This window comes from Streptomyces sp. NPDC059788 (genome assembly GCF_042732265.1).
Classification (GTDB): Bacteria; Actinomycetota; Actinomycetes; order Streptomycetales; family Streptomycetaceae; genus Streptomyces.
This window is the reverse complement of record NZ_JBHWHY010000005.1, coordinates 173,242-191,456: the sequence shown is the minus strand read 5'-3', so window position 1 is coordinate 191,456 and position 18,215 is coordinate 173,242. Positions and strand designations below refer to the sequence as shown.

Here is an 18,215-nt window from a genome sequence, read left to right as displayed (position 1 = left end):
GGCTCCGTTCCCTGGCGGTCCCTTGGTGATCACGGGTGTAATGGGCAGGAAATCTAAGCCAGGGAAGTTGCACGCGTCACTACCTGTCCGCATATCGGTACGGCAACGGTGTGCGTTGCCCCACTCGTGAACGCGGGCTCTCTCAGCAGCAGCGGAAGCCCGAGCGGGGATCGTCCTCGCGCGCCGCGGCCCGCCGCCGCTCGAACTCGCGGCGGCCGGGCACCGGCGCGTCGGGCGCGTGCTGCCGGACATGTGCGACGTAGTGCTCGTACGCGCTCTCGCCGGTCAATTCCCGTACGTACCAGCGGATACGGCCCAGCGCCCGCCGCACCCCGCTCACGGCCCGCTCCGCTGCGCCGTGGCCAGCTCCGCCTTCTCCTCCTCGGAGGCCACCAGCCCGGCGGGCGCGACGATCGCCGACTTCACGTACGGGGCCTCGCTGAGCCGGGTCGCGGCGGGGTCGCGCAGATGGCGTACGCACACCCGGGCCGCGTCCGCGATCACCACCACGATCAGCAGCGCGAGGACCGCCGACAGCACGCCGTCCACCGTGGAGTTGGTGACCACCGTGTGCATGTCGCCCATGTTCTTGGCGGGCGGCAGCACCTTCCCGGCTTCGATGGCGTCCTGGTAGACCGAACGCTGAGTGAAGAAACCGACCTTGGGGTCACCGGAGAAGACCTTCTGCCAGCTCGCGGTGAGGGTGACGGTGGCGTCCCAGGCGAGCGGTACGCCCGTGATCCAGGCCCACTTGACGCGCCCGGACTTGACCAGCAGCGTCGTGCAGACGGTCAGCGCCACCGCCGCCAGCAGCTGGTTGGCGATGCCGAAGACCGGGAAGAGCTGGTTGATGCCGCCGAGCGGCTCGTGCACGCCGACCCACAGGAAGTAGCCCCACAGCGCGACCACGGCCGCACTGCACAGCAGCAGGCCGGGCTTCCAACTCACCCTGCGGAACGGCTTGTAGACGTTTCCCAGCATGTCCTGGAGCATGAAGCGGCCGACCCGGGTGCCGGCGTCGAGCGCGGTGAGGATGAACAACGCCTCGAACATGATGGCGAAGTGGTACCAGAACGCCTTCATCCCGGCGCCGCCGAAGACCTGCGAGAAGATGTCCGCGACCCCGACGGCGAGGGTGGGCGCGCCGCCCGTACGGGACAGCAGCGTGTGCTCCTCGACGGCCTTGGCCGCGGCCGCCAACTGGTCGGGGGAGATGCTGTATCCGAGGTGCGCGACGGCCTGCGAGGCCGACTGGACGGTGTCGCCGATGACGCCGGCCGGCGCGTTCATCGCGAAGTACAGCCCCGGGTCGATGATCGACGCCGCGACCAGCGCCATCACCGCGACGAACGACTCCATGAGCATCGAGCCGTAGCCGATCATGCGGATCTGCGTCTCCTTCTGCACCATCTTGGGCGTGGTGCCGGAGGAGATCAGGGCGTGGAAGCCGGAGAGGGCGCCGCAGGCGATGGTGATGAAGACGAACGGGAAGAGCGAGCCGGCGAAGACCGGGCCGTCGCCGCGCCCGGCGAAGTCCGTGACCGCGTCCATCTTCAGGTTGGGCAGCGTGATCAGCACACCGACCGCGAGCAGCCCGATCGTGCCGATCTTCATGAAGGTGGAGAGGTAGTCACGGGGCGCCAGCAGCGTCCAGACCGGCAGTACGGAGGCGATGAACCCGTACGCCACCAGCCAGACGACCAGCGTCTTCGGCTCCAGCGTGAACGTGTCGGCCCAGGACGAGTCGGCCACCCAGCGGCCCGCGACCAGCGCGAGCAGCAGCAGCGCGACGCCGATCAGGGAGACCTCGGTGACCCGGCCGGGGCGCAGCACCCGCAGGTAGAAGCCCATCAGCAGGGCGATGGGGATGGTCATGCCGATGGAGAAGGTGCCCCAGGGGGACTGCGCCAGCGCGTTGACGATGATCAGCGCCAGCACGCCCAGCAGAATGATCATGATGGCGAAGGCGGCGAGCAGCGCCGCGGCCCCGCCGAACACGCCGATCTCCTCGCGCGCCATCTGCCCCAGCGACCGGCCGTCGCGCCGGGTGGAGAAGAACAGCACGACCATGTCCTGCACGGCGCCCGCGAAGACGACCCCGACGATGATCCAGATGGTGCCGGGCAGATAGCCCATCTGGGCGGCGAGCACCGGTCCGACGAGCGGTCCGGCGCCCGCGATGGCCGCGAAGTGGTGGCCGAGCAGCACCCGGCGGTCGGTGGGGTGGAAGTCGACGCCGTCGTTGAGCCGCTCGGCCGGGGTGGCCCGGGTCTTGTCGAAGCGCAGTACGCGGGTGGCGATGAAGCGCGCGTAGAAGCGGTAGCCGATGGCGTACGAGCCGAGGGCGGCGGCGACCATCCAGGCCGCCGAGACCTGCTCGCCGCGGGAGAGCGCGAGCAGCGTCCAGCCGGCGGCGCCGACCAGCGCCACGGCCGTCCACACGGCGATCTTGCGGGGGCTGGGGGCGGTTCGTGGCTGGCCTGCTGGGCGCACCGGTACGTCCTCCCGTCGACGCGACGACGCAAGGACCGTAGAGGCAGCGGGGGCGATCGCGCCATACCGCGGACGCGCGGCGGGGCGGGGCCGGCGGCGGAACGGGCCTGCCGGGCCCGCCCCGCCCCCGGGTCGCTCAGTCCGCCGGTCGCTGCAGCCGGGCCACGAACTTGTAGCGGTCGCCGCGGTAGACCGAGCGCACCCACTCCACCGGCGCGCCCTCGGCGTCGAGGGAGTGCCGGGAGAGCATCAGCATCGGCAGGCCCACGTCCGTACCGAGCAGTCCGGCCTCACGCGGTGTGGCCAGCGATGTCTCGATGGTCTCCTCGGCCTCGGCCGGGCGGACGTCGTACACCTCGGACAGTGCCGTGTAGAGCGAGGTGTATTTGACGAGGTTGCGGCGCAGGGCGGGGAACCTCTTGGCCGAAAGGTGCGTGGTCTCGATGGCCATCGGCTCCCCGCTGGCCAGCCGCAGCCGTTCGATGCGCAGCACCCGGCCGCCGGCCGCTATGTCCAGCAGCCCGGCCAGCCGGTCGTCGGCCGTGACATAGCCGATGTCCAGCAGCTGCGAGGCGGGCTCCAGGCCCTGGGCCCGCATGTCCTCGGTGTAGGACGTCAGTTGCAGGGCCTGGGAGACCTTGGGTTTGGCGACGAACGTGCCCTTGCCCTGGATGCGTTCCAGCCGTCCTTCGACGACCAGTTCCTGGAGGGCCTGGCGTACTGTCGTACGGGATGTGTCGAACTCCGCCGCGAGGGTCCGCTCCGGCGGGACGGGCGTGCCCGGCGGAAGGGTCTCGGTGATCTCCAGCAAGTGGCGCTTGAGGCGGTAGTACTTGGGTACGCGGGCGGTGCGTGCGCCGCCGCCGTTGTCCGCGCTGCCCCCGTCGGTCTCCATGACCCGCCTCTCCGACTCCTGTCGCGCTGCCGTCACCGGCTCCTCCGTACGTAGCGGCTCATCGTGGCACGGGTGGGGTCCCGATGCTCCTTTGCTGGTCCGTGCCCGCTCGCGGGGCCTGACGCCAACGTAGCGTCTGCCCTGCGGACGGACGCCGCTACTGCGGCTACAGGCCCCAGATGTCGGTCCGGTAACGGACCCGACAGCGACTCTTATACACCCTTGACACCCCAAAAGGTCTAGGCCAAGCTGCGGGCACTGGTCTAAACCATTAAAGACCACACCCGGCCTTTAGGGGAGAGCGCAATGAAGCGTGGGCTCATAGCGGCGACGGCAGTCGCGGGAATGTTGGTGAGTGTCGCTGCCTGTGGGTCCAGCGACAGCGGGAAGGCGGGAGCCGACGGCTTCAAGGGCAAGAAGCTGATCGTCTGGGTGATGGACGGCTCCAACCCGACGCAGTGGACCAAGCAGGTCTCCGAGGACTTCAAGAAGAAGACCGGCGCCACCGTCGAGTTCCGTGTGCAGCAGTGGAACGGCATCCAGCAGAAGCTGACCACCGCCCTGTCCGAGGACAGCCCGCCCGACGTCGTCGAGATCGGCAACACCCAGACCGCCGCGTACGCCAAGGCCGGCGCGCTCGCGGACCTGGGCGACCTGAAGAAGGAGATCGGCTCCGACTGGAACGACTCCTTCAACAAGGCGGCCATGGCCGACGGCAAGCAGTACGCCCTCCCCTGGTACGCGGGCAACCGCGTGGTGATGTACAACAAGAAGATCTGGGCCGCGGCGGGCATCAAGGAACTGCCCAAGACCCGCACCGAGCTCTTCAAGGCGTTCGACACCATCAAGCAGAAGACCGAGGCCGAGCCGCTCTACCTCCCCGGCCAGAACTGGTACTTCTTCGACGGACTGACCCTCGGCACCGGCGCCGACCTGGTGAAGAAGCAGGGCAGCAAGTGGGTCTCCAACCTCGGCGACCCCAAGGTCTCCAAGGCCATGGACATCTACAAGCAGTACCAGGCCTTCAGCACCGCCCCCAAGAACAAGGACGAGGCCACCCCGCAGCAGGCCGAGATCTTCTCCAAGGGCAAGACCGGCGCCATCATCGCCATGGGCTACGAGGCCCCCACCGCCGTCAAGGCCAACCCGGCCATCAAGGACGACATCGGCTTCTTCCCCATCCCGGGTGAGACCGCCGACAAGCCCGAGGGCGTCTTCCTCGGCGGCTCCAACTTCGCCGTGGCCGGCGGCGGCCAGAACCAGGAGCTGGCCAAGGAGTTCCTGAAGGTCGCGCTGTCCAAGAAGAACGACGGACAGATGGTCAAGGAGGTCGGCTGGAGCCCGAAGTCCCCGGACCTCGCGTCCGCGGCCAAGGGCAACCCGGCCGCCGAGGCCGCCGCGCCCGGCGCCGCCAAGTCCAGCGGCACCACGCCGCTGATCCCCGAGTGGGCCCAGGTCGAGAACACCCCGAACCCGATCAAGAGCTACATGACCGCGGTGCTGAACGGCAAGGCCCCCGCGGACGCCGCCAAGGACGTCGAGAACGAGATCAACAAGCGCCTGTCGCAGAAGCAGTGAGCGAGCGGCAGCACTGAACGCGGTCCCCGCGGCGGCGCCAGCCGCGGGGACCGCCACCGTACGGGTTCCGTACGGGAGCCGGCCGTCCCGGCCCCCGTACGGAACCGACCAGCGTGAGCACGACCAGGTGATGGGGAGAAGCGGGACATGTCAGTGCAGATCGAGGACGCGGTACGGGACTCCGCGCCGCGGATCGGCAAGGGCGGCGCCCCGCCGCCCCGGCGCGGCCGCGGCTCCGGCCGGGCCGCCAGAAGCGCCCCCTACCTGCTGCTGATCCCGGCCCTGGCCGCCACGGCGGTCTTCCTGGGCTGGCCCATGGTGCGGAACCTGATCATCTCGTTCCAGAACCTGAACATGAAGCAGCTGATCCAGCACCTCACCGAGTGGCGCGGATTCGGCAACTACGCGGACATCCTGGGCGGCGAGCAGTTCTGGCGGGTCACCGTCCGCACGATCGTCTTCACCGCCGTCAACGTCACGCTGATCATGGTGCTCGGCGTGCTGATCGGCCTGCTGCTGGCCCGGCTCGGCAAGAAGATGCGCTTCGTGCTGTCCGTCGCGCTGGTGCTGACCTGGGCGATGCCCGTCATCGCCGCCACCACCGTCTTCCAGTGGCTGTTCGACGCCCGCTACGGCATCGTCAACTGGGTGCTGGACAAGCTGGGCTGGCACTCGATGGCCCACTACGACTGGGTCGGCAGCCAGCTGTCCACCTTCTTCGTGATCACCGTGCTGATCGTCTGGCAGTCGCTGCCGTTCGTGGCCCTGAACCTCTACGCCGCGACCACGACCATCCCCAAGGAGCTGTACGAGGCGGCCCGGATGGACGGCGCCGGCACCTGGAAGGTCTTCACCAACGTCACCTTCCCGTTCCTCAAGCCGTTCTTCCTGGCGACCACGTTCCTGGAGATCATCTGGGTCTTCAAGGCGTTCCCGCAGATCTTCGCCATCAACGAGGGCGGCCCGGACCGGCTCACCGAGACCCTGCCGATCTACGCCTTCACCGAGGGCGTCGGCAACCTCCACTTCGGCATGGGTGCGGCCATCTCGCTGCTGACGATCGTCGTACTGCTCGCCATGACCGCGTACTACCTGCGTCTGACCCTGAAGCAAGAGGAGGACGAGCTGTGAACCGCGCACTGCTCGGCCGCATCTGGCCCAACGCGACGGCGATCGTGCTCGCCATCGGTTTCGTCTTCCCCGTGTACTGGATGTTCACCACGGCCTTCAAGCCGAACAAGGACATCATCACCGAGGACCCGGTGTGGTTCCCGCTGCACGGCACGTTCGAACACTTCTCGACCGCCGTGAACGCGCCGAACTTCTGGACGCTGGTCGGCAACTCGGTCACCGTCACCGTGCTGGCGGTCGGCCTCTCGCTGCTGATCGCCCTGTGCGGGTCCTTCGCCATCGCCCGGATGCGCTTCAAGGGCCGCAAAGGCATCATCCTGACCTTCATGGTCGCCCAGATGGCGCCCTGGGAGGTCCTGGTCATCTCGGTCTACATGATCGTGCGCGACGCCGACATGCTCAACAGCCTGGTGCCGCTGACCTTCTTCTACATGCTCATGGTGCTGCCCTTCACCCTCCTGACGCTGCGCGGCTACGTCGCCGCCGTGCCCAAGGAGCTGGAAGAATCCGCGATGGTCGACGGCTGCACCCGCCGGCAGGCCTTCGTCAAGGTCATCTTCCCGCTGCTGGCGCCCGGCCTGATGGCCACCTCGCTGTTCGGCTTCATCACCGCGTGGAACGAATTCCCGATGGTGCTGGTGCTCAACAAGGAGCCGGACAAGGGCACACTGCCGCTGTGGCTCTCGCAGTTCCAGAGCCAGTTCGGCGACGACTGGGGCGCCACGATGGCCGCCGCCTCGATCTTCGCGCTCCCGATCCTCGTCCTGTTCCTGTTCCTGCAACGCAAGGCGGTCAGCGGTCTGACCGCCGGCGCAGTGAAGGGATGACGCGCGCCATGACGACACTCGTGCACCCGGCAGACACCCTCACCCGCGACGCGCTCACCGTCCTCCAGCCCGGCTTCACCGGCACCTCGGCGCCCGACTGGCTGCTGCGCCGGCTCGGCGAGGGACTCGCGTCCGTGGGCCTGTTCGGCCGCAACATCGCCTCGCCCGACCAGCTCGCCGCGCTCACCGCCGAGCTGCGGGCCGAGCGCGAGGACGTCCTGGTCGCCATCGACGAGGAGGGCGGCGACGTCACCCGCCTCGAAGTACGCGGCGGCTCCTCCTTCCCCGGCAACCTCGCCCTCGGCGCGGTCGACGACCCGCGGCTCACCCACGACGTGGCCCGCGAACTCGGCCGCCGCCTGGCCGAGTGCGGCGTCAACCTCAACTGGGCGCCGTCCGCCGACGTCAACTCCAACCCGTCCAACCCGGTCATCGGCGTCCGGTCCTTCGGCGCCGACCCCCTCCTGGTCGCCCGGCACACCGCCGCGTACGTCGAAGGACTCCAGTCCGCCGGCGTCGCCGCCTGCGCCAAGCACTTCCCGGGCCACGGCGACACCGCCGTCGACTCCCACCACGACCTGCCGCGCATCGCCGCCGAACTGCGCACCCTCCAGGAACGCGAGCTGGTGCCCTTCCGCGCCGCGATCGCGGCCGGCACCAAGGCCGTGATGAGTGCGCACATCCTGCTCCCGGCCCTGGACGGCACGCTGCCCGCCACCCTGAGCCGCAACGTGCTCACCGGCCTGCTGCGCGCCCCCGTCTCCGAAGGCGGCCTCGGCTTCGACGGGCTGATCGTCACCGACGGCATGGAGATGCGGGCCATCGCCGGGACGTACGGCATCGAACACGGCAGCGTCCTGGCCATCGCCGCCGGCGCCGACGCCATCTGCGTCGGCGGGGGACTGGCCGACGAAGCCACCGTGCTGCGGCTGCGCGACGCGCTGGTGCAGGCAGTACGCGACGGAGAGCTGTCGGAGAAGCGGCTCGCCGACGCGGCGGCACGGGTACGCGCACTGGCGCGGTGGACCCGGAGTGCGGGCGCGGCACAGGGGACCCTCCCTGGGGAGCGAGGGGTCGCGCCCGCACCCGAGGCCGGTCTCGTCGCGGCCCGCCGCGCGCTGCGCGTCACCCGCAACGGCCCGTACGAACCGCTCACCACGCCCGCCTACGTCGCGGCCTTCACCCCCGTCGCCAACATCGCCGTCGGCGACGAGACCCCCTGGGGCGTCGCCGCCGAACTGGCCCGCCTGCTGCCCGGCACCGAGACCGGTACGTACGGGAGCACCGGGGAGGCCGGGGACGCCGACCGGCCCGGGGGCACGGGAGAGGCCGAGGGCACCGGTGGGGCCGGGAGGTCCGCGCAGGCCGCGCAGGTCGCGGAGGTGCTGCGGGCGGCGGGGGAGCGGCGGATCGTCGCCGTCGTGCGCGACGCCCACCGGCACGCCTGGATGACGGCTGCCCTGGACGCACTGCTCGACGCCCGCCCGGACACGGTGGTCGTCGAGATGGGCCTCCCGCAGGCCGCCCCGCGCGGGGCCCTGCACATCGCCACCCACGGCGCGGCACGCGTCTGCGGCCGCGCCGCCGCGGAGGTCATCGCGGGTGGGTGACCCCCTGCCGGGCCGCGGAAGGGGAGCCGCGGCCCGGCGGGGGAACACGACCGGCGAACGACTCGACCCGGCCGGGGCGCCTTCACGGTGGCGCCCCGGCCGGGTCGTGTGTACGGACTGTGCCTCTTACGGGTTACGGGCGGGGCCTGCCTGTCACAGTCCCCGCCACCGCACAGTCCCTGCTACCTCACAGCCCCTGCTACCTCACAGTCCCTGCTACCTCACAGTCCCTGCCACTCCGGCTTGGCCGCGTACGTGGCGCGGAAGTAGTCGGCCAGCTTGAGCTTGGACGCGGCGGCCTCGTCGACCACGACCGTGGCGTGCGGGTGCAGCTGGAGGGCGGAGGCCGGCACCAGCGCCGAGACCGGACCCTCGACGGTCTGCGCGACGGCCTCCGCCTTGCCCTCGCCGGTGGCGAGCAGTACCAGGTGACGGGCCTCCAGGATGGTGCCGATGCCCTGGGTGATGACGTGGTGCGGCACCTCCTCCAGGCTGTCGAAGAACCGGGCGTTGTCCTCGCGAGTCTGCTGCGTCAGCGTCTTGATCCGGGTACGGGACGCGAGCGAGGAGCACGGTTCGTTGAAACCGATGTGCCCGTCGGTGCCGATGCCCAGCAGCTGGAGGTCCACGCCGCCGGCCTCGCTCAGCGCACGGTCGTACGCCTCGCAGGCCCCCTGCACGTCCTCGGCGGTGCCGTCGGGCCCCATGAAGGCGTCCGCACCGAGCCCCAGCGGCTCGACGACCTCGCGGAGCACCACGGAGCGGTACGACTCGGGGTGCCCGGCGGGCAGCCCGACGTACTCGTCGAGCTGGCAGATACGGGCACGCGAGACATCCACGCCGCCGTCGCGGACCGTGCCCGCCAGCGCTTCGTAGACGGGCAGCGGAGTCGATCCAGTGGCCACACCCAACAGCGCCTCGGGCTTGCGACGCACCAGCTCGGCGATGGCCTCCGCGATCAGCTCGCCGCCTGCCTTGGCGTCCGGGACGATGACAACTTCCACGCTTTGCCTGCCGATCTGGAGAATGGACTCGTGTGGTATAGACCAATCTACCAGAGCCCACCCCACCGCCCCGGTGACATCAGACGCTCCCCAACTGAACAGAGAGCGAACGCGGGGGTGGGCGGGTCGGCGTACGGGGGGGTCGGCGGGGGTGGTCGAGAGGTGGGGCCGGGGGCCGGGCGAGGCGGTCGCGAGGTGGGGCCGGGGGTGTCGAGAGCGGGCGGTGTCGAGAGTGGGTGATGTCGAGGACGGGTGGTGTCGAGGACGGGTGGCGGGAGGGTCGATGCCGGAGGCGGGCGCGTGAAGGTCGGGGGACAGGGTGGCCGGGAGTGCGCGGTGGCGGGGGCCGGGGGACGCGTGGTCGACTGGGTGGGGCCGGAGGGGACGGCCGGGGGCCGATGCCCGGGGCCGAGGCTCGGAGGTCGCGGAGCGTCGGGGTGGTCTTCGGTCGTGGCCGTTCGGTCGTGGTCGTTCGGGCGTGGGTGCCGTGGGTGCCGTGGGTGCCGTGGGTGCCGTGGGTGGTGGCGTCGCTGGTGGTGTGGGCGTGCCGGGCGACCGCCGCGTGCCCGTGGCTCGGCGGGGCGCGCGATGGGTACGCGAACGGCGCGCCTGATGGCCGCGCGAACGGGGTGCGTGATGAGCACTCGAACAGGGTGCGATGGGTACGTGAGCGGTACGCGACCCGTCACCCGGCGGTCGCGTGAGGATCGCGTGACCACCGCAGGGAGGCGTCCCGTCGGGCGCCGCGAGATCGGAACACGGGCACGGTCAGTCGTCGGGAGGCGTTCAGAATGTCCGGCACGGTGAACCGCACGGTGAGCGACACGTCCGACGAGCGGCCCGGCCGCTTCATGGCCGCCGAGATGGCCGAGCAACCCGACGTCCTGCGCCGCCTCCTCGGCGAGGGGGCGCCCCGCATCCGTACGGTCGCCGAGCAGGTCGCCGCCCGCCGGCCACGGTTCGTCCTGTTCACCGCGCGCGGTACGTCGGACAACGCGGCGCTGTACGCCAAGTACCTGTTCGAAGTACGGCTCGGCAAGCCCTGCGGCCTCACCTCCATGTCCACGACCACCGCCTACGGCGCGCGGCCCGACCTCACGGACTGCCTGGTCGTCACGGTCAGCCAGTCCGGCGGATCACCCGATCTCGTCGCGTCCACCAAGGCCGCCCGCGAGGGTGGCGCGATCACCCTCGCGGTGACCAACAACGCCGGCTCGGCGCTCGCCGGTGTCAGCGAGTTCCACATCGACGTGCTGGCCGGCCCGGAACGCGCCCTGCCCGCCACGAAGACCTACACCGCCGAACTGCTCGCGCTGCACCTCTTCGTCGAGGCCCTCCGCGACAGCTGGGGCCTCTCCGGCCCGCGAGCCGCGGGTGACCTGGACGCGAAGGCGCTGCCGGACCTCGCCGAGTCCGTGCTCGCCCGCCAGGACGAGGTCAGGGCCCTCGCCGCCCGCTACCGCTTCGCGGAGCGCATGGTGCTCACCTCCCGTGGTTACGGCTATCCGACGGCCAAGGAAGCCGCCCTGAAACTGATGGAGACCAGCTACATCCCGGCTCTCTCCTACTCCGGCGCGGACCTCCTGCACGGTCCGCTCGCCATGGTCGACAACATCTCCCCGGTCATCGCGATCGTCACCGACGGCAAGGGCGGCGAGGCGCTACGGCCCGTACTGGAACGGCTGTCCGACCGGGGCGCCGACCTGGTGGTCATCGGCAGCCGCGCCGAGGTCGACCGAGCCGCGGCCGGCTTCGCGCTGCCGACCGACGGCGTGGCCGAGGAGCTCCAGCCGATCCTGGAGATCCTCCCTCTCCAGATGCTCGCCTACGAGGTCACCCTCGCCCGCGGCCAGGACCCCGACGCCCCTCGCTCCCTGGCCAAGGTCACCGAAACCCACTGACCCCACTGCCCCTGCCGACCCCACTGCCCCTGCAGGCCCCTTTCATCCCGCCGGCATCTCTGCCCCTGCTGCCCCCGTTGATCCCGCCGGCACCTCTGCCCCTACTACACCCGTTGATCCCGCCGGCACCTTCGCTCCCACCCGGACCCCGCTGGTCGCCCCACCGGGACCCCGCTGATCTCCCGGACCCCGCCGACCCTGCGCCGCTTCTCCCCTCCGATCCGCACCGGAGTCACTGCCCACGCGCAGGCCCGCACCCGCACCCGCACCTCCGGCCCCGCCCCCCCACCGATCAGAGCAACGCACCCCCAGCCGCCTCGATCCACTGGCCCGTGACCCAGCGGCTGTCGTCCGAGGCGAGGAAGGCGACGATGTCGCTGATGTCGCGGGGCTCGCCGACCCGGCCCAGCGGGGATATCTCCGACGACGCCTGCCACGCTTCGGGATTGCCGCGCAGCCAGCCCGCGTTCATATCGGTGTCGACCACGCCGGGGGCGACCGCGTTGACCGTGATGCCGCGTGGTCCCAGGTCCTTGGCGAGTGTCGAGGTGAAGACGTCGATCGCGCCCTTGGTCATCGAGTAGGAGATCAGCTCCGGGGCGGCGACGCCGCGGGTGAGGACCGTCGACACGTTGATGACGCGGCCGCCGTCGCGCAGGCGCTCCAGGCCCAACTGGGTGATGAAGAAGGGAGCCTTGGTGTTGATCGCGAAGACGCGGTCGAACGCCTCCTCGGTCACCCCCGCCAGCGGTTCGCGCAGGCCGTCCGTCCCGGCGTTGTTGACGAGGATGTCCAGGCCGTCCGCCTGCGCGTCGAACGCGGACCACAATGCCGCCGCGTCACCCGGCACTCCCAGCTCGGCCTGCACGGCGAACGCCTGGCCGCCCGCGTCCTCGATCGCCGCCACCGTCTCCTTCGCGGCGGCCTCGTCGCGTCCGTAATGCACCGCGACCAGCGCGCCGTCCCGCCCCAGCCGCTCGGCGATCGCCCGCCCGATGCCCCTGCTTCCGCCCGTGACCAGCGCCGTCCTGCCCGTGAGCACGCCCATGACCGCGCCCCCCTTTCTGTATCGGTTGCTACAGAAAAACCGTAGCAGGCTTTCCGTAGCGGGCGCTATAGAATTGCGGAATGGCGACGAAACAGCGTGCACAACGCGGGCGGCCCCGGTCCTTCGACCGCGAGACGGCCCTGGAGCAGGCGATGCGGGCCTTCTGGGAGCACGGCTACGAAGCGGTCTCCATCGCCGACCTCACCGAGGTCATGGGCATCAAGGCGCCGAGCCTGTACGCGGCGTTCGGTGACAAGCGGACGCTCTTCGAGGAGGCGGTCGAGGCGTACGTCCGGGACTTCGGCGCCTTCTCCGGCCGCGCCCTCGCCGAGGAGCCGACCGCGCGCCGGGCCGTGGCGCGGACCCTGCGCGAGGCGGCGGCCTTCCACACCCTGCCGGGCTATCCGCGCGGCTGCATGGTCATCACGGCGGCCACCAACTGCACGGTGCAGTCCGAGGACGTCATGCGCGGCCTCCGGGAGCGCCGCGCCCGCAACGTGGAGCTGATCGAAGAGCGGATACGGGCCGACATCGCGGCCGGAGAGCTGCCCGCCGACACCGACGCGCACGCGCTCGCGACCTATGGCGTCACGGTCCTCCAGGGCATGTCCCAGCAGGCGAGGGACGGCGCGGACCGTACGACCCTGGAGCGGGTCGCCGAACTGGCGATGGCCGCCTGGCCCTCCGGCCGCAGCGACGACGGGGCGGCGGGCGAAGGAGGTGAGCGGGGGGAGTAAGGGGAGGGGCGGCGAGTGGCGGCCGGCCCCGAAAACACCCGCGGGCCGCGGCGCCGGGACAGGACCCTCAACCTGTCCGGCACCGCAGCCCGGAGCTTCATCGGCCGGCCCGGCGGCAGGAGGCGCCCCACGTGCGGTAGGAACGCGCGCCCGCCCAGAGGCCGGTCGATTGGAGGCCGTCGCGCAGTCAGGGCAGAGAGCGCTCGGGCCTCTTTCCACTCTCCTGTGCGGGGAGAGCGGAGGTTTGCGGAGGTTCTGGAAGTCTTGGCGCCGGTACCGCGGGGCCGGGGGCCTTCCCCCATGGGGTGCGGTACCAACTCATTGTGGACTAGACCATTCAGATCTGTCCATGCCCTTGCAGGACAACACCTCCACCGTACGCCGGTAGGCTCCCAGGCGTGCCCTCCATGAACGATCTCGTACGCCAGCACACCGCCCTCAGCGACTCCGACCTGGAGTGGCTGCACCTGCTGGTCTCGGAGTGGCAGTTGCTCTCCGACCTGTCCTTCGCCGATCTGGTGCTGTGGGTCCCCACCCTCGACGGCACGCGGTACGTGTCCGTCGCCCAGATGCGGCCCAACACCGGACCGACCTCCTACCAGGACGACATGGTCGGCCACCTCGTTCCGCGCGGCCGCCGCCCCATGCTCGACTCCGCCCTGGACGAGGGACGGATCGTACGGGAGGGCGACCCCGAGTGGCGCGAGGAGGTGCCGGTCCGCGTCGAGTCGATCCCGGTGCGCCGGGAGGGGCGGGTGCTGGGCGTGATCGCCCGTAACACGAACCTGCTGACCGTACGGACGCCGAGCCGGCTGGAGCTCACCTATCTCCAGAGCGCCTCGGACCTCGCCCAGATGATCGCCGCAGGATCCTTTCCCTTCCCCGGTCAGCAGGTCGACATGGACGCCTCGCCGCGCGCCGGCGACGGGCTGATCAGGCTCGACGCGGACGGCGTCGTCCAGTACGCCAGCCCGAACGCGCTGTCCGCCTACCACCGCCTCGGCCTCGCCGCCGACCTCGTGGGCCACCACCTCGGCCAGGCCACCGCCGAACTGGCGCCCGCACGCGGCCCCGTCGACGAGGCGCTGGTCAAGCTGGCCAGCGGCTGGGCGCCGCGGGAGTTCGAGGTCGAGGGCGAGGACGGGGTGATCCAGCTGCGCGCCATCCCGCTCAAGCCCAAGGGAACGCACATCGGTTCGCTGGTCCTGCTGCGCGACGTCACCGAACTCCGGCGCCGCGAACGTGAACTGATCACCAAGGACGCCACCATCCGGGAGATCCACCACCGGGTGAAGAACAACTTGCAGACCGTGGCCGCCCTGCTGCGCCTCCAGTCCCGCCGGATGGACTCCGAACAGGGGCGCGAGGCGCTCAACGAGGCCGTACGCAGGGTCGGTTCGATCGCGATCGTGCACGAGACGCTGTCCCAGAACCTGGACGAGCGGGTGGAGTTCGACGAGATCGCCGACCGGGTGCTGGCGATGGTCGCGGAGATCGCGCCGGGCGCGGTGACCACCCGCCGTACCGGCCGCTTCGGGATACTCGACGCCGAAGTCGCCACCCCGCTGTCCATGGTCCTCACGGAGGTCCTGCAGAACGCCCTCGAACACGCCTTCGTGCCAGGGGATCAGGGCGCCGTCGAGGTCGGCGCGGTACGCGGCGGCAGCCGTACGGAGCCCCGCCTGCTGGTCACGGTCCAGGACAACGGCCGGGGTCTGCCGGAAGGGTTCGATCCGCACCGGGCCGGGAATCTCGGGCTGCAGATCGTACGTACGCTCGTGGAGGGCGAGTTGGGCGGAAAGTTCGACATGGTGCCCGGACCCGACCGGGGTACTCAGGTGATTCTCGACATTCCCGTACGAGCGGAGAAGCACTGATGAAGCGGTCGGTCATCAAGTGAGCGGCAGGCGCGCGGAATTCGGGAATCCGATGGGAAACCCGGCTTGACGCCCGGCGCGAACCTGGCGGGAAACCCGGGTGAAGTCGGCGCGGAGTGCCTGGTTCGCCGAATGGCCGTACAGCAGATCGACGTAACGGAAGAGTGACGGCGAGGGCGGCGAATGGACAACGGTCGGGCGGGGTGAGTTGCCGGGGCCGTGCACGGAGTGCTGGTACGGACCTTTATGCAGGGGGAGTTGACGCATCCGGAGTGCGGGGCGGGCGGGCCCCGGACAGCAGTAAGCCCCGGACCCATCTGGTCCGGGGCTCAAAGCTCACGTTGCGTGGGGGGCTCCCAGGCACTCAGGGTGCTGGGGGAGCGTGCGGGGGTACTGCGCGCTGCGGCTCGGGGGCCACGGGGGCGTCTGGCGGTCAGGCGCTGGCGTTGCGCGCCCGGTTGCGAGCTGCACGGCGCTTCATGGCGCGGCGCTCGTCTTCGCTGAGACCACCCCAGACGCCGGAGTCCTGGCCGGACTCCAGCGCCCACTGCAGGCACTGCTCCATGACGGGGCAGCGGCGGCAGACGGCCTTGGCTTCCTCGATCTGCAGCAGCGCAGGACCGGTGTTGCCGATGGGGAAGAAGAGCTCGGGGTCTTCCTCGCGGCAAACGGCGCGGTGACGCCAGTCCATGGCTGCTCCATCTCCTCGTGTGACGGGATCGTTGCTTGTGAATGTGAACGCTTTCACGAATCCCTCCACAAGGGAAGGGCCGAACCCCAGCTGTGAACTGGTGCGGTCCTGAAGAATGAGGAGGAGGATTCGGGCTCTCAAGGGGGCCGGTAGAAACGGCCGTCCCGATCGCCATGAAGAGACTCGCAAACCTCGGCGACGGATACAACCCCTTCCGGAAACTTTTTTTTGATTCCTTGGTGTCGCCTAGGTCACAGCCGTACTTCTAGGGGGTGGAAGTCAGCCTAAACGTTCGACTGAAAGGACTTTAGGCCCTACTGCTCACACAATCACACGCAGTGCACGGCGAACGCCTGTGAACGTCACGCTCGTACGCAGCCCCAGGTGGTCTCCGTCCATCTGAAAGGGCAGCGGCGCCTGGGAATGCAAGGTGAAGTCCGTCAAGTCATGCAGCGAGACCACGTGCTTGCCGCGGGGGCCGCGTTCCGGCGTTGACGCCAGGAGCTGGGTCGCGTAGCGGGTCACCGCAGATGCGGACAGTTTGGACAGGGCGAAGACGTCCAGCGCCGTGTCGAAGGACGCCGACGGGGCCGGGTAGACCGGACGATTGCCCAGGTAGGTCCAGGGAGCGGTGTTGCAGATTATCGACATGACCAGCTGCTCCACGGGGTCCTCGCCCGGGCGCTCCAGGGTGATCGTCCCGTGCCGGCGGTTCGACTCGCCCACGTACTGCCGCAGCACCTGCCGCATGTAGAGGGAGTGCGTCGAACGCTTGCCGCGCTCCCGCTGCTGTTCGACGCGGCCGACCACCCCCGCGTCGAAGCCGAAGCCCGCGCAGAACGTGAACCAGCGGGCCGGCACCCCCTCGTCCTCCGTACCCGGGGTGCCCGCGGCCAGGCCCAGGCCGACCGTGCGCTCGCTGCCGTCACGCAGCGCGTCCAGAAGAGCACCGGTTGCCTCGACCACGTCGTTGGGCAGGCCGAGCGCGCGGGCGAAGACGTTGGTGGAGCCGCCGGGGACGACGGCGAGGCGCGGGTGGGAGTCGGGGTCGGGGCCGTGCGTCAGCAGGCCGTTGACGACCTCGTTCACCGTGCCGTCGCCGCCGAGCGCGACGACCAGCTCGATCTGGCCGCCCTCGGCGGCCTGCCGGGCCAGGTCGCGGGCGTGTCCCCGGTAGCGGGTCTCGGCGACCTCCAGCTTCAGATCGCTGGCCAGCGCGTGGGTGAGGACTTCACGCGTACGCGCACTGGTGGTGGTAGCTGCGGGATTGACCACGAGAAGTGCGCGCATGTGGAGCAGGGTACCTACCTGCCGGTACCCGACCCACTCCCTGGCCGCCGTGGCGGGTGGGCCCCGGGGCTACCCTGCTGGGGTGAGCAGTAAGCAGAAGCGGCCCGCGGCCAAGCCCTCCCGGACGGCAGCGGCGACGCGCGGCGGCAAGCCGGACGAGGAGAACGTACGGGCCAAGGGCGCGAAGACCGGCGCGCGCGGCGAGACCGCGAAGGGCGCCACGTCCGCGAAGGGCAGCAGCACCAGGTCGGGCAGGACGGGCAAGGAGGCGGGCTCCGGACAGGCCGGCAAGGCCGCCGCCGGACCCGTCGGGCCGCGTCCGGCGCGGCTCTCCGCCGCCGCGGTGCTCACCGCCGTCGAAGGCGCCGCACTGGCCGCGCTCGGCGTCTACATGCTCGTCGAGGGGCTGGCCGGCTCGCCCGACAGCCCCCGGCAGGCGGAGATGGGCGGCCTGACCGTGCTCGCGCTGGCGGTGCTGCCGCTGGTCGCGGCGCGGGGGCTGTGGCTGCGGCGCCGCTGGAGCCGCGGGCCCTCACTGATCACCCAGATCGTGGCGTTCCCGGTGGCCTGGACGCTGGTCAACGGCGGCGGCGCGCTGATCGCGGCCGGTATCGGCCTGGCGGTGGTCGCCATCGCGGTGCTCGCCCTGCTGGTGAATCCGACGGCCACCGAGGCGCTGGGGATCGGGCCCAGGGACTGAGGGCCGGCCGGTCGTCCCGCGGAGCGGTACGACCGGCCCGGGACGGCCGGTCGTGGGGCCGGCGCCCGGCGGATGCCGCGTACGCCGTCGGTGGCGCGGGAAAACGGACGGGGCCCTGCCGGAGGCGGCGGGGAGTCCGGAGCGGTGTGGGCGGTCCGGCGCAGGCATGACGTACGGCCCGTTCGCCGGAGGGCTTGCGTACGGCGCTACGGCGGAGGAGCGTCCGGTGCGGAATTCCGCATTCCGCGACGGGCTCGCGTGCCGCGATCCGGCGCGCAGCGGGTGTGCGAGCGGCCCGGTCGGCGCGCGGCGGGTGTGCGAGCGGCAGATTGACGCGCGGCGGGTGTACGTGCGCGGCGGGTGTACGTACGGCAGCTTGGCGCGTGGCGGATGTACGAGCAGCGGTCGGCAGGCGGCGGGAGCGCGTGCGGCC

The 18,215-nt window shown here is 70.7% G+C and carries 14 protein-coding genes and 1 pseudogene; 8 read left to right on the top strand and 7 right to left on the bottom strand.

What is annotated here, in order from left to right:
• Positions 1-142: 142 nt before the first annotated feature.
• The 3 genes from ACFV57_RS06555 to ACFV57_RS06545 all read right to left on the bottom strand — a co-directional run bounded on the left by ACFV57_RS06555 (position 143) and on the right by ACFV57_RS06545 (position 3,388).
• Positions 143-340 carry a CstA-like transporter-associated (seleno)protein gene (locus tag ACFV57_RS06555; RefSeq protein WP_385226365.1) on the bottom strand — a complete coding sequence of 66 codons (198 nt, stop codon included), beginning with the start codon at positions 338-340 and terminating at the stop codon, positions 143-145.
• The gene (locus ACFV57_RS06550) at positions 337-2,493 is read right to left on the bottom strand and encodes a carbon starvation CstA family protein (RefSeq protein WP_385226363.1); all 2,157 of its coding nucleotides are present in this window, start codon (positions 2,491-2,493) and stop codon (positions 337-339) included. The genes ACFV57_RS06555 and ACFV57_RS06550 overlap by 4 nt, the downstream gene beginning before the upstream one ends.
• 136 nt (positions 2,494-2,629) lie before the next feature.
• The gene (locus tag ACFV57_RS06545; RefSeq protein ID WP_003983241.1) at positions 2,630-3,388 is read right to left on the bottom strand and encodes a GntR family transcriptional regulator; all 759 of its coding nucleotides are present in this window, start codon (positions 3,386-3,388) and stop codon (positions 2,630-2,632) included.
• A 345-nt stretch (positions 3,389-3,733) separates the two neighbouring features.
• On the opposite strand from ACFV57_RS06545, the gene ACFV57_RS06540 reads away from it, so the two are divergent.
• The 4 genes from ACFV57_RS06540 (at position 3,734) to ACFV57_RS06525 (ending at position 8,534) form a co-directional block, all read left to right on the top strand.
• On the top strand, positions 3,734-4,966 hold the full coding sequence (locus ACFV57_RS06540; RefSeq protein ID WP_385226361.1) for an extracellular solute-binding protein: 1,233 nt from the start codon (positions 3,734-3,736) through the stop codon (positions 4,964-4,966).
• A gap of 147 nt (positions 4,967-5,113) precedes the next feature.
• Positions 5,114-6,097: a carbohydrate ABC transporter permease gene (locus tag ACFV57_RS06535; RefSeq protein WP_385226359.1), complete on the top strand. Its 984-nt coding sequence runs from the start codon at positions 5,114-5,116 to the stop codon at positions 6,095-6,097.
• Positions 6,094-6,924, top strand: coding sequence for a carbohydrate ABC transporter permease (locus ACFV57_RS06530; protein WP_385226357.1), 831 nt, complete (start codon positions 6,094-6,096; stop codon positions 6,922-6,924). The genes ACFV57_RS06535 and ACFV57_RS06530 overlap by 4 nt, the downstream gene beginning before the upstream one ends.
• A gap of 8 nt (positions 6,925-6,932) precedes the next feature.
• Positions 6,933-8,534 (top strand): glycoside hydrolase family 3 protein, encoded by a 1,602-nt coding sequence (locus ACFV57_RS06525; protein ID WP_385226355.1) that lies wholly within the window; start codon positions 6,933-6,935, stop codon positions 8,532-8,534.
• A gap of 221 nt (positions 8,535-8,755) precedes the next feature.
• On the opposite strand, the gene nagB is transcribed toward ACFV57_RS06525, so the two are convergent.
• Complete coding sequence (gene nagB / locus ACFV57_RS06520) at positions 8,756-9,538, bottom strand: glucosamine-6-phosphate deaminase (RefSeq protein ID WP_385226353.1); 783 nt, start codon at positions 9,536-9,538, stop codon at positions 8,756-8,758.
• 791 nt (positions 9,539-10,329) lie between these two features.
• Here nagB and ACFV57_RS06515 point away from each other — a divergent pair.
• Positions 10,330-11,439, top strand: coding sequence for an SIS domain-containing protein (locus ACFV57_RS06515; RefSeq protein ID WP_385226351.1), 1,110 nt, complete (start codon positions 10,330-10,332; stop codon positions 11,437-11,439).
• Between the two features lie 292 nt (positions 11,440-11,731).
• Here the strand turns inward: ACFV57_RS06515 and ACFV57_RS06510 are convergent, their stop codons facing one another.
• Positions 11,732-12,487, bottom strand: a complete 756-nt coding sequence (locus ACFV57_RS06510; protein ID WP_385226349.1) for a glucose 1-dehydrogenase — start codon at positions 12,485-12,487, stop codon at positions 11,732-11,734.
• 80 nt (positions 12,488-12,567) lie between these two features.
• Here ACFV57_RS06510 and ACFV57_RS06505 point away from each other — a divergent pair, with 80 nt between their 5' ends.
• Complete coding sequence (locus ACFV57_RS06505; protein WP_385226347.1) at positions 12,568-13,224, top strand: TetR/AcrR family transcriptional regulator; 657 nt, start codon at positions 12,568-12,570, stop codon at positions 13,222-13,224.
• 407 nt (positions 13,225-13,631) lie between these two features.
• Positions 13,632-15,101: a sensor histidine kinase gene (locus ACFV57_RS06500; RefSeq protein WP_385226509.1), complete on the top strand. Its 1,470-nt coding sequence runs from the start codon at positions 13,632-13,634 to the stop codon at positions 15,099-15,101.
• 433 nt (positions 15,102-15,534) lie between these two features.
• Here the strand turns inward: ACFV57_RS06500 and ACFV57_RS06495 are convergent, their stop codons facing one another.
• Both ACFV57_RS06495 and ACFV57_RS06490 read right to left on the bottom strand, forming a co-directional pair.
• Entirely contained in the window at positions 15,535-15,792 is a 258-nt protein-coding gene (locus ACFV57_RS06495) for a WhiB family transcriptional regulator (protein ID WP_003983230.1), read from the bottom strand.
• A 321-nt stretch (positions 15,793-16,113) separates the two neighbouring features.
• Positions 16,114-17,082, bottom strand: coding sequence for a diacylglycerol/lipid kinase family protein (locus ACFV57_RS06490; protein ID WP_385226345.1), 969 nt, complete (start codon positions 17,080-17,082; stop codon positions 16,114-16,116).
• Positions 17,083-17,374: 292 nt separating this feature from the next.
• Here ACFV57_RS06490 and ACFV57_RS06485 point away from each other — a divergent pair.
• A pseudogene (locus ACFV57_RS06485) lies at positions 17,375-17,782 on the top strand (hypothetical protein); the annotation flags it as partial.
• Positions 17,783-18,215: the final 433 nt, after the last annotated feature.

What these genes read in the sequence shown, in the direction of transcription:
- ACFV57_RS06510 (WP_385226349.1), bottom strand. Translation starts at nt 12,487, where the DNA reads ATGGGCGTGCTCACGGGCAGGACGGCGCTGGTCACGGGCGGAAGCAGG.
- ACFV57_RS06515 (WP_385226351.1), top strand. Translation starts at nt 10,330, where the DNA reads ATGTCCGGCACGGTGAACCGCACGGTGAGCGACACGTCCGACGAGCGG.
- ACFV57_RS06540 (WP_385226361.1), top strand. Translation starts at nt 3,734, where the DNA reads ATGTTGGTGAGTGTCGCTGCCTGTGGGTCCAGCGACAGCGGGAAGGCG.
- ACFV57_RS06495 (WP_003983230.1), bottom strand. Translation starts at nt 15,792, where the DNA reads ATGGACTGGCGTCACCGCGCCGTTTGCCGCGAGGAAGACCCCGAGCTC.
- ACFV57_RS06505 (WP_385226347.1), top strand. Translation starts at nt 12,568, where the DNA reads ATGGCGACGAAACAGCGTGCACAACGCGGGCGGCCCCGGTCCTTCGAC.
- ACFV57_RS06490 (WP_385226345.1), bottom strand. Translation starts at nt 17,082, where the DNA reads ATGCGCGCACTTCTCGTGGTCAATCCCGCAGCTACCACCACCAGTGCG.
- ACFV57_RS06500 (WP_385226509.1), top strand. Translation starts at nt 13,632, where the DNA reads ATGAACGATCTCGTACGCCAGCACACCGCCCTCAGCGACTCCGACCTG.
- ACFV57_RS06525 (WP_385226355.1), top strand. Translation starts at nt 6,933, where the DNA reads ATGACGACACTCGTGCACCCGGCAGACACCCTCACCCGCGACGCGCTC.
- ACFV57_RS06545 (WP_003983241.1), bottom strand. Translation starts at nt 3,388, where the DNA reads ATGGAGACCGACGGGGGCAGCGCGGACAACGGCGGCGGCGCACGCACC.
- ACFV57_RS06535 (WP_385226359.1), top strand. Translation starts at nt 5,114, where the DNA reads ATGTCAGTGCAGATCGAGGACGCGGTACGGGACTCCGCGCCGCGGATC.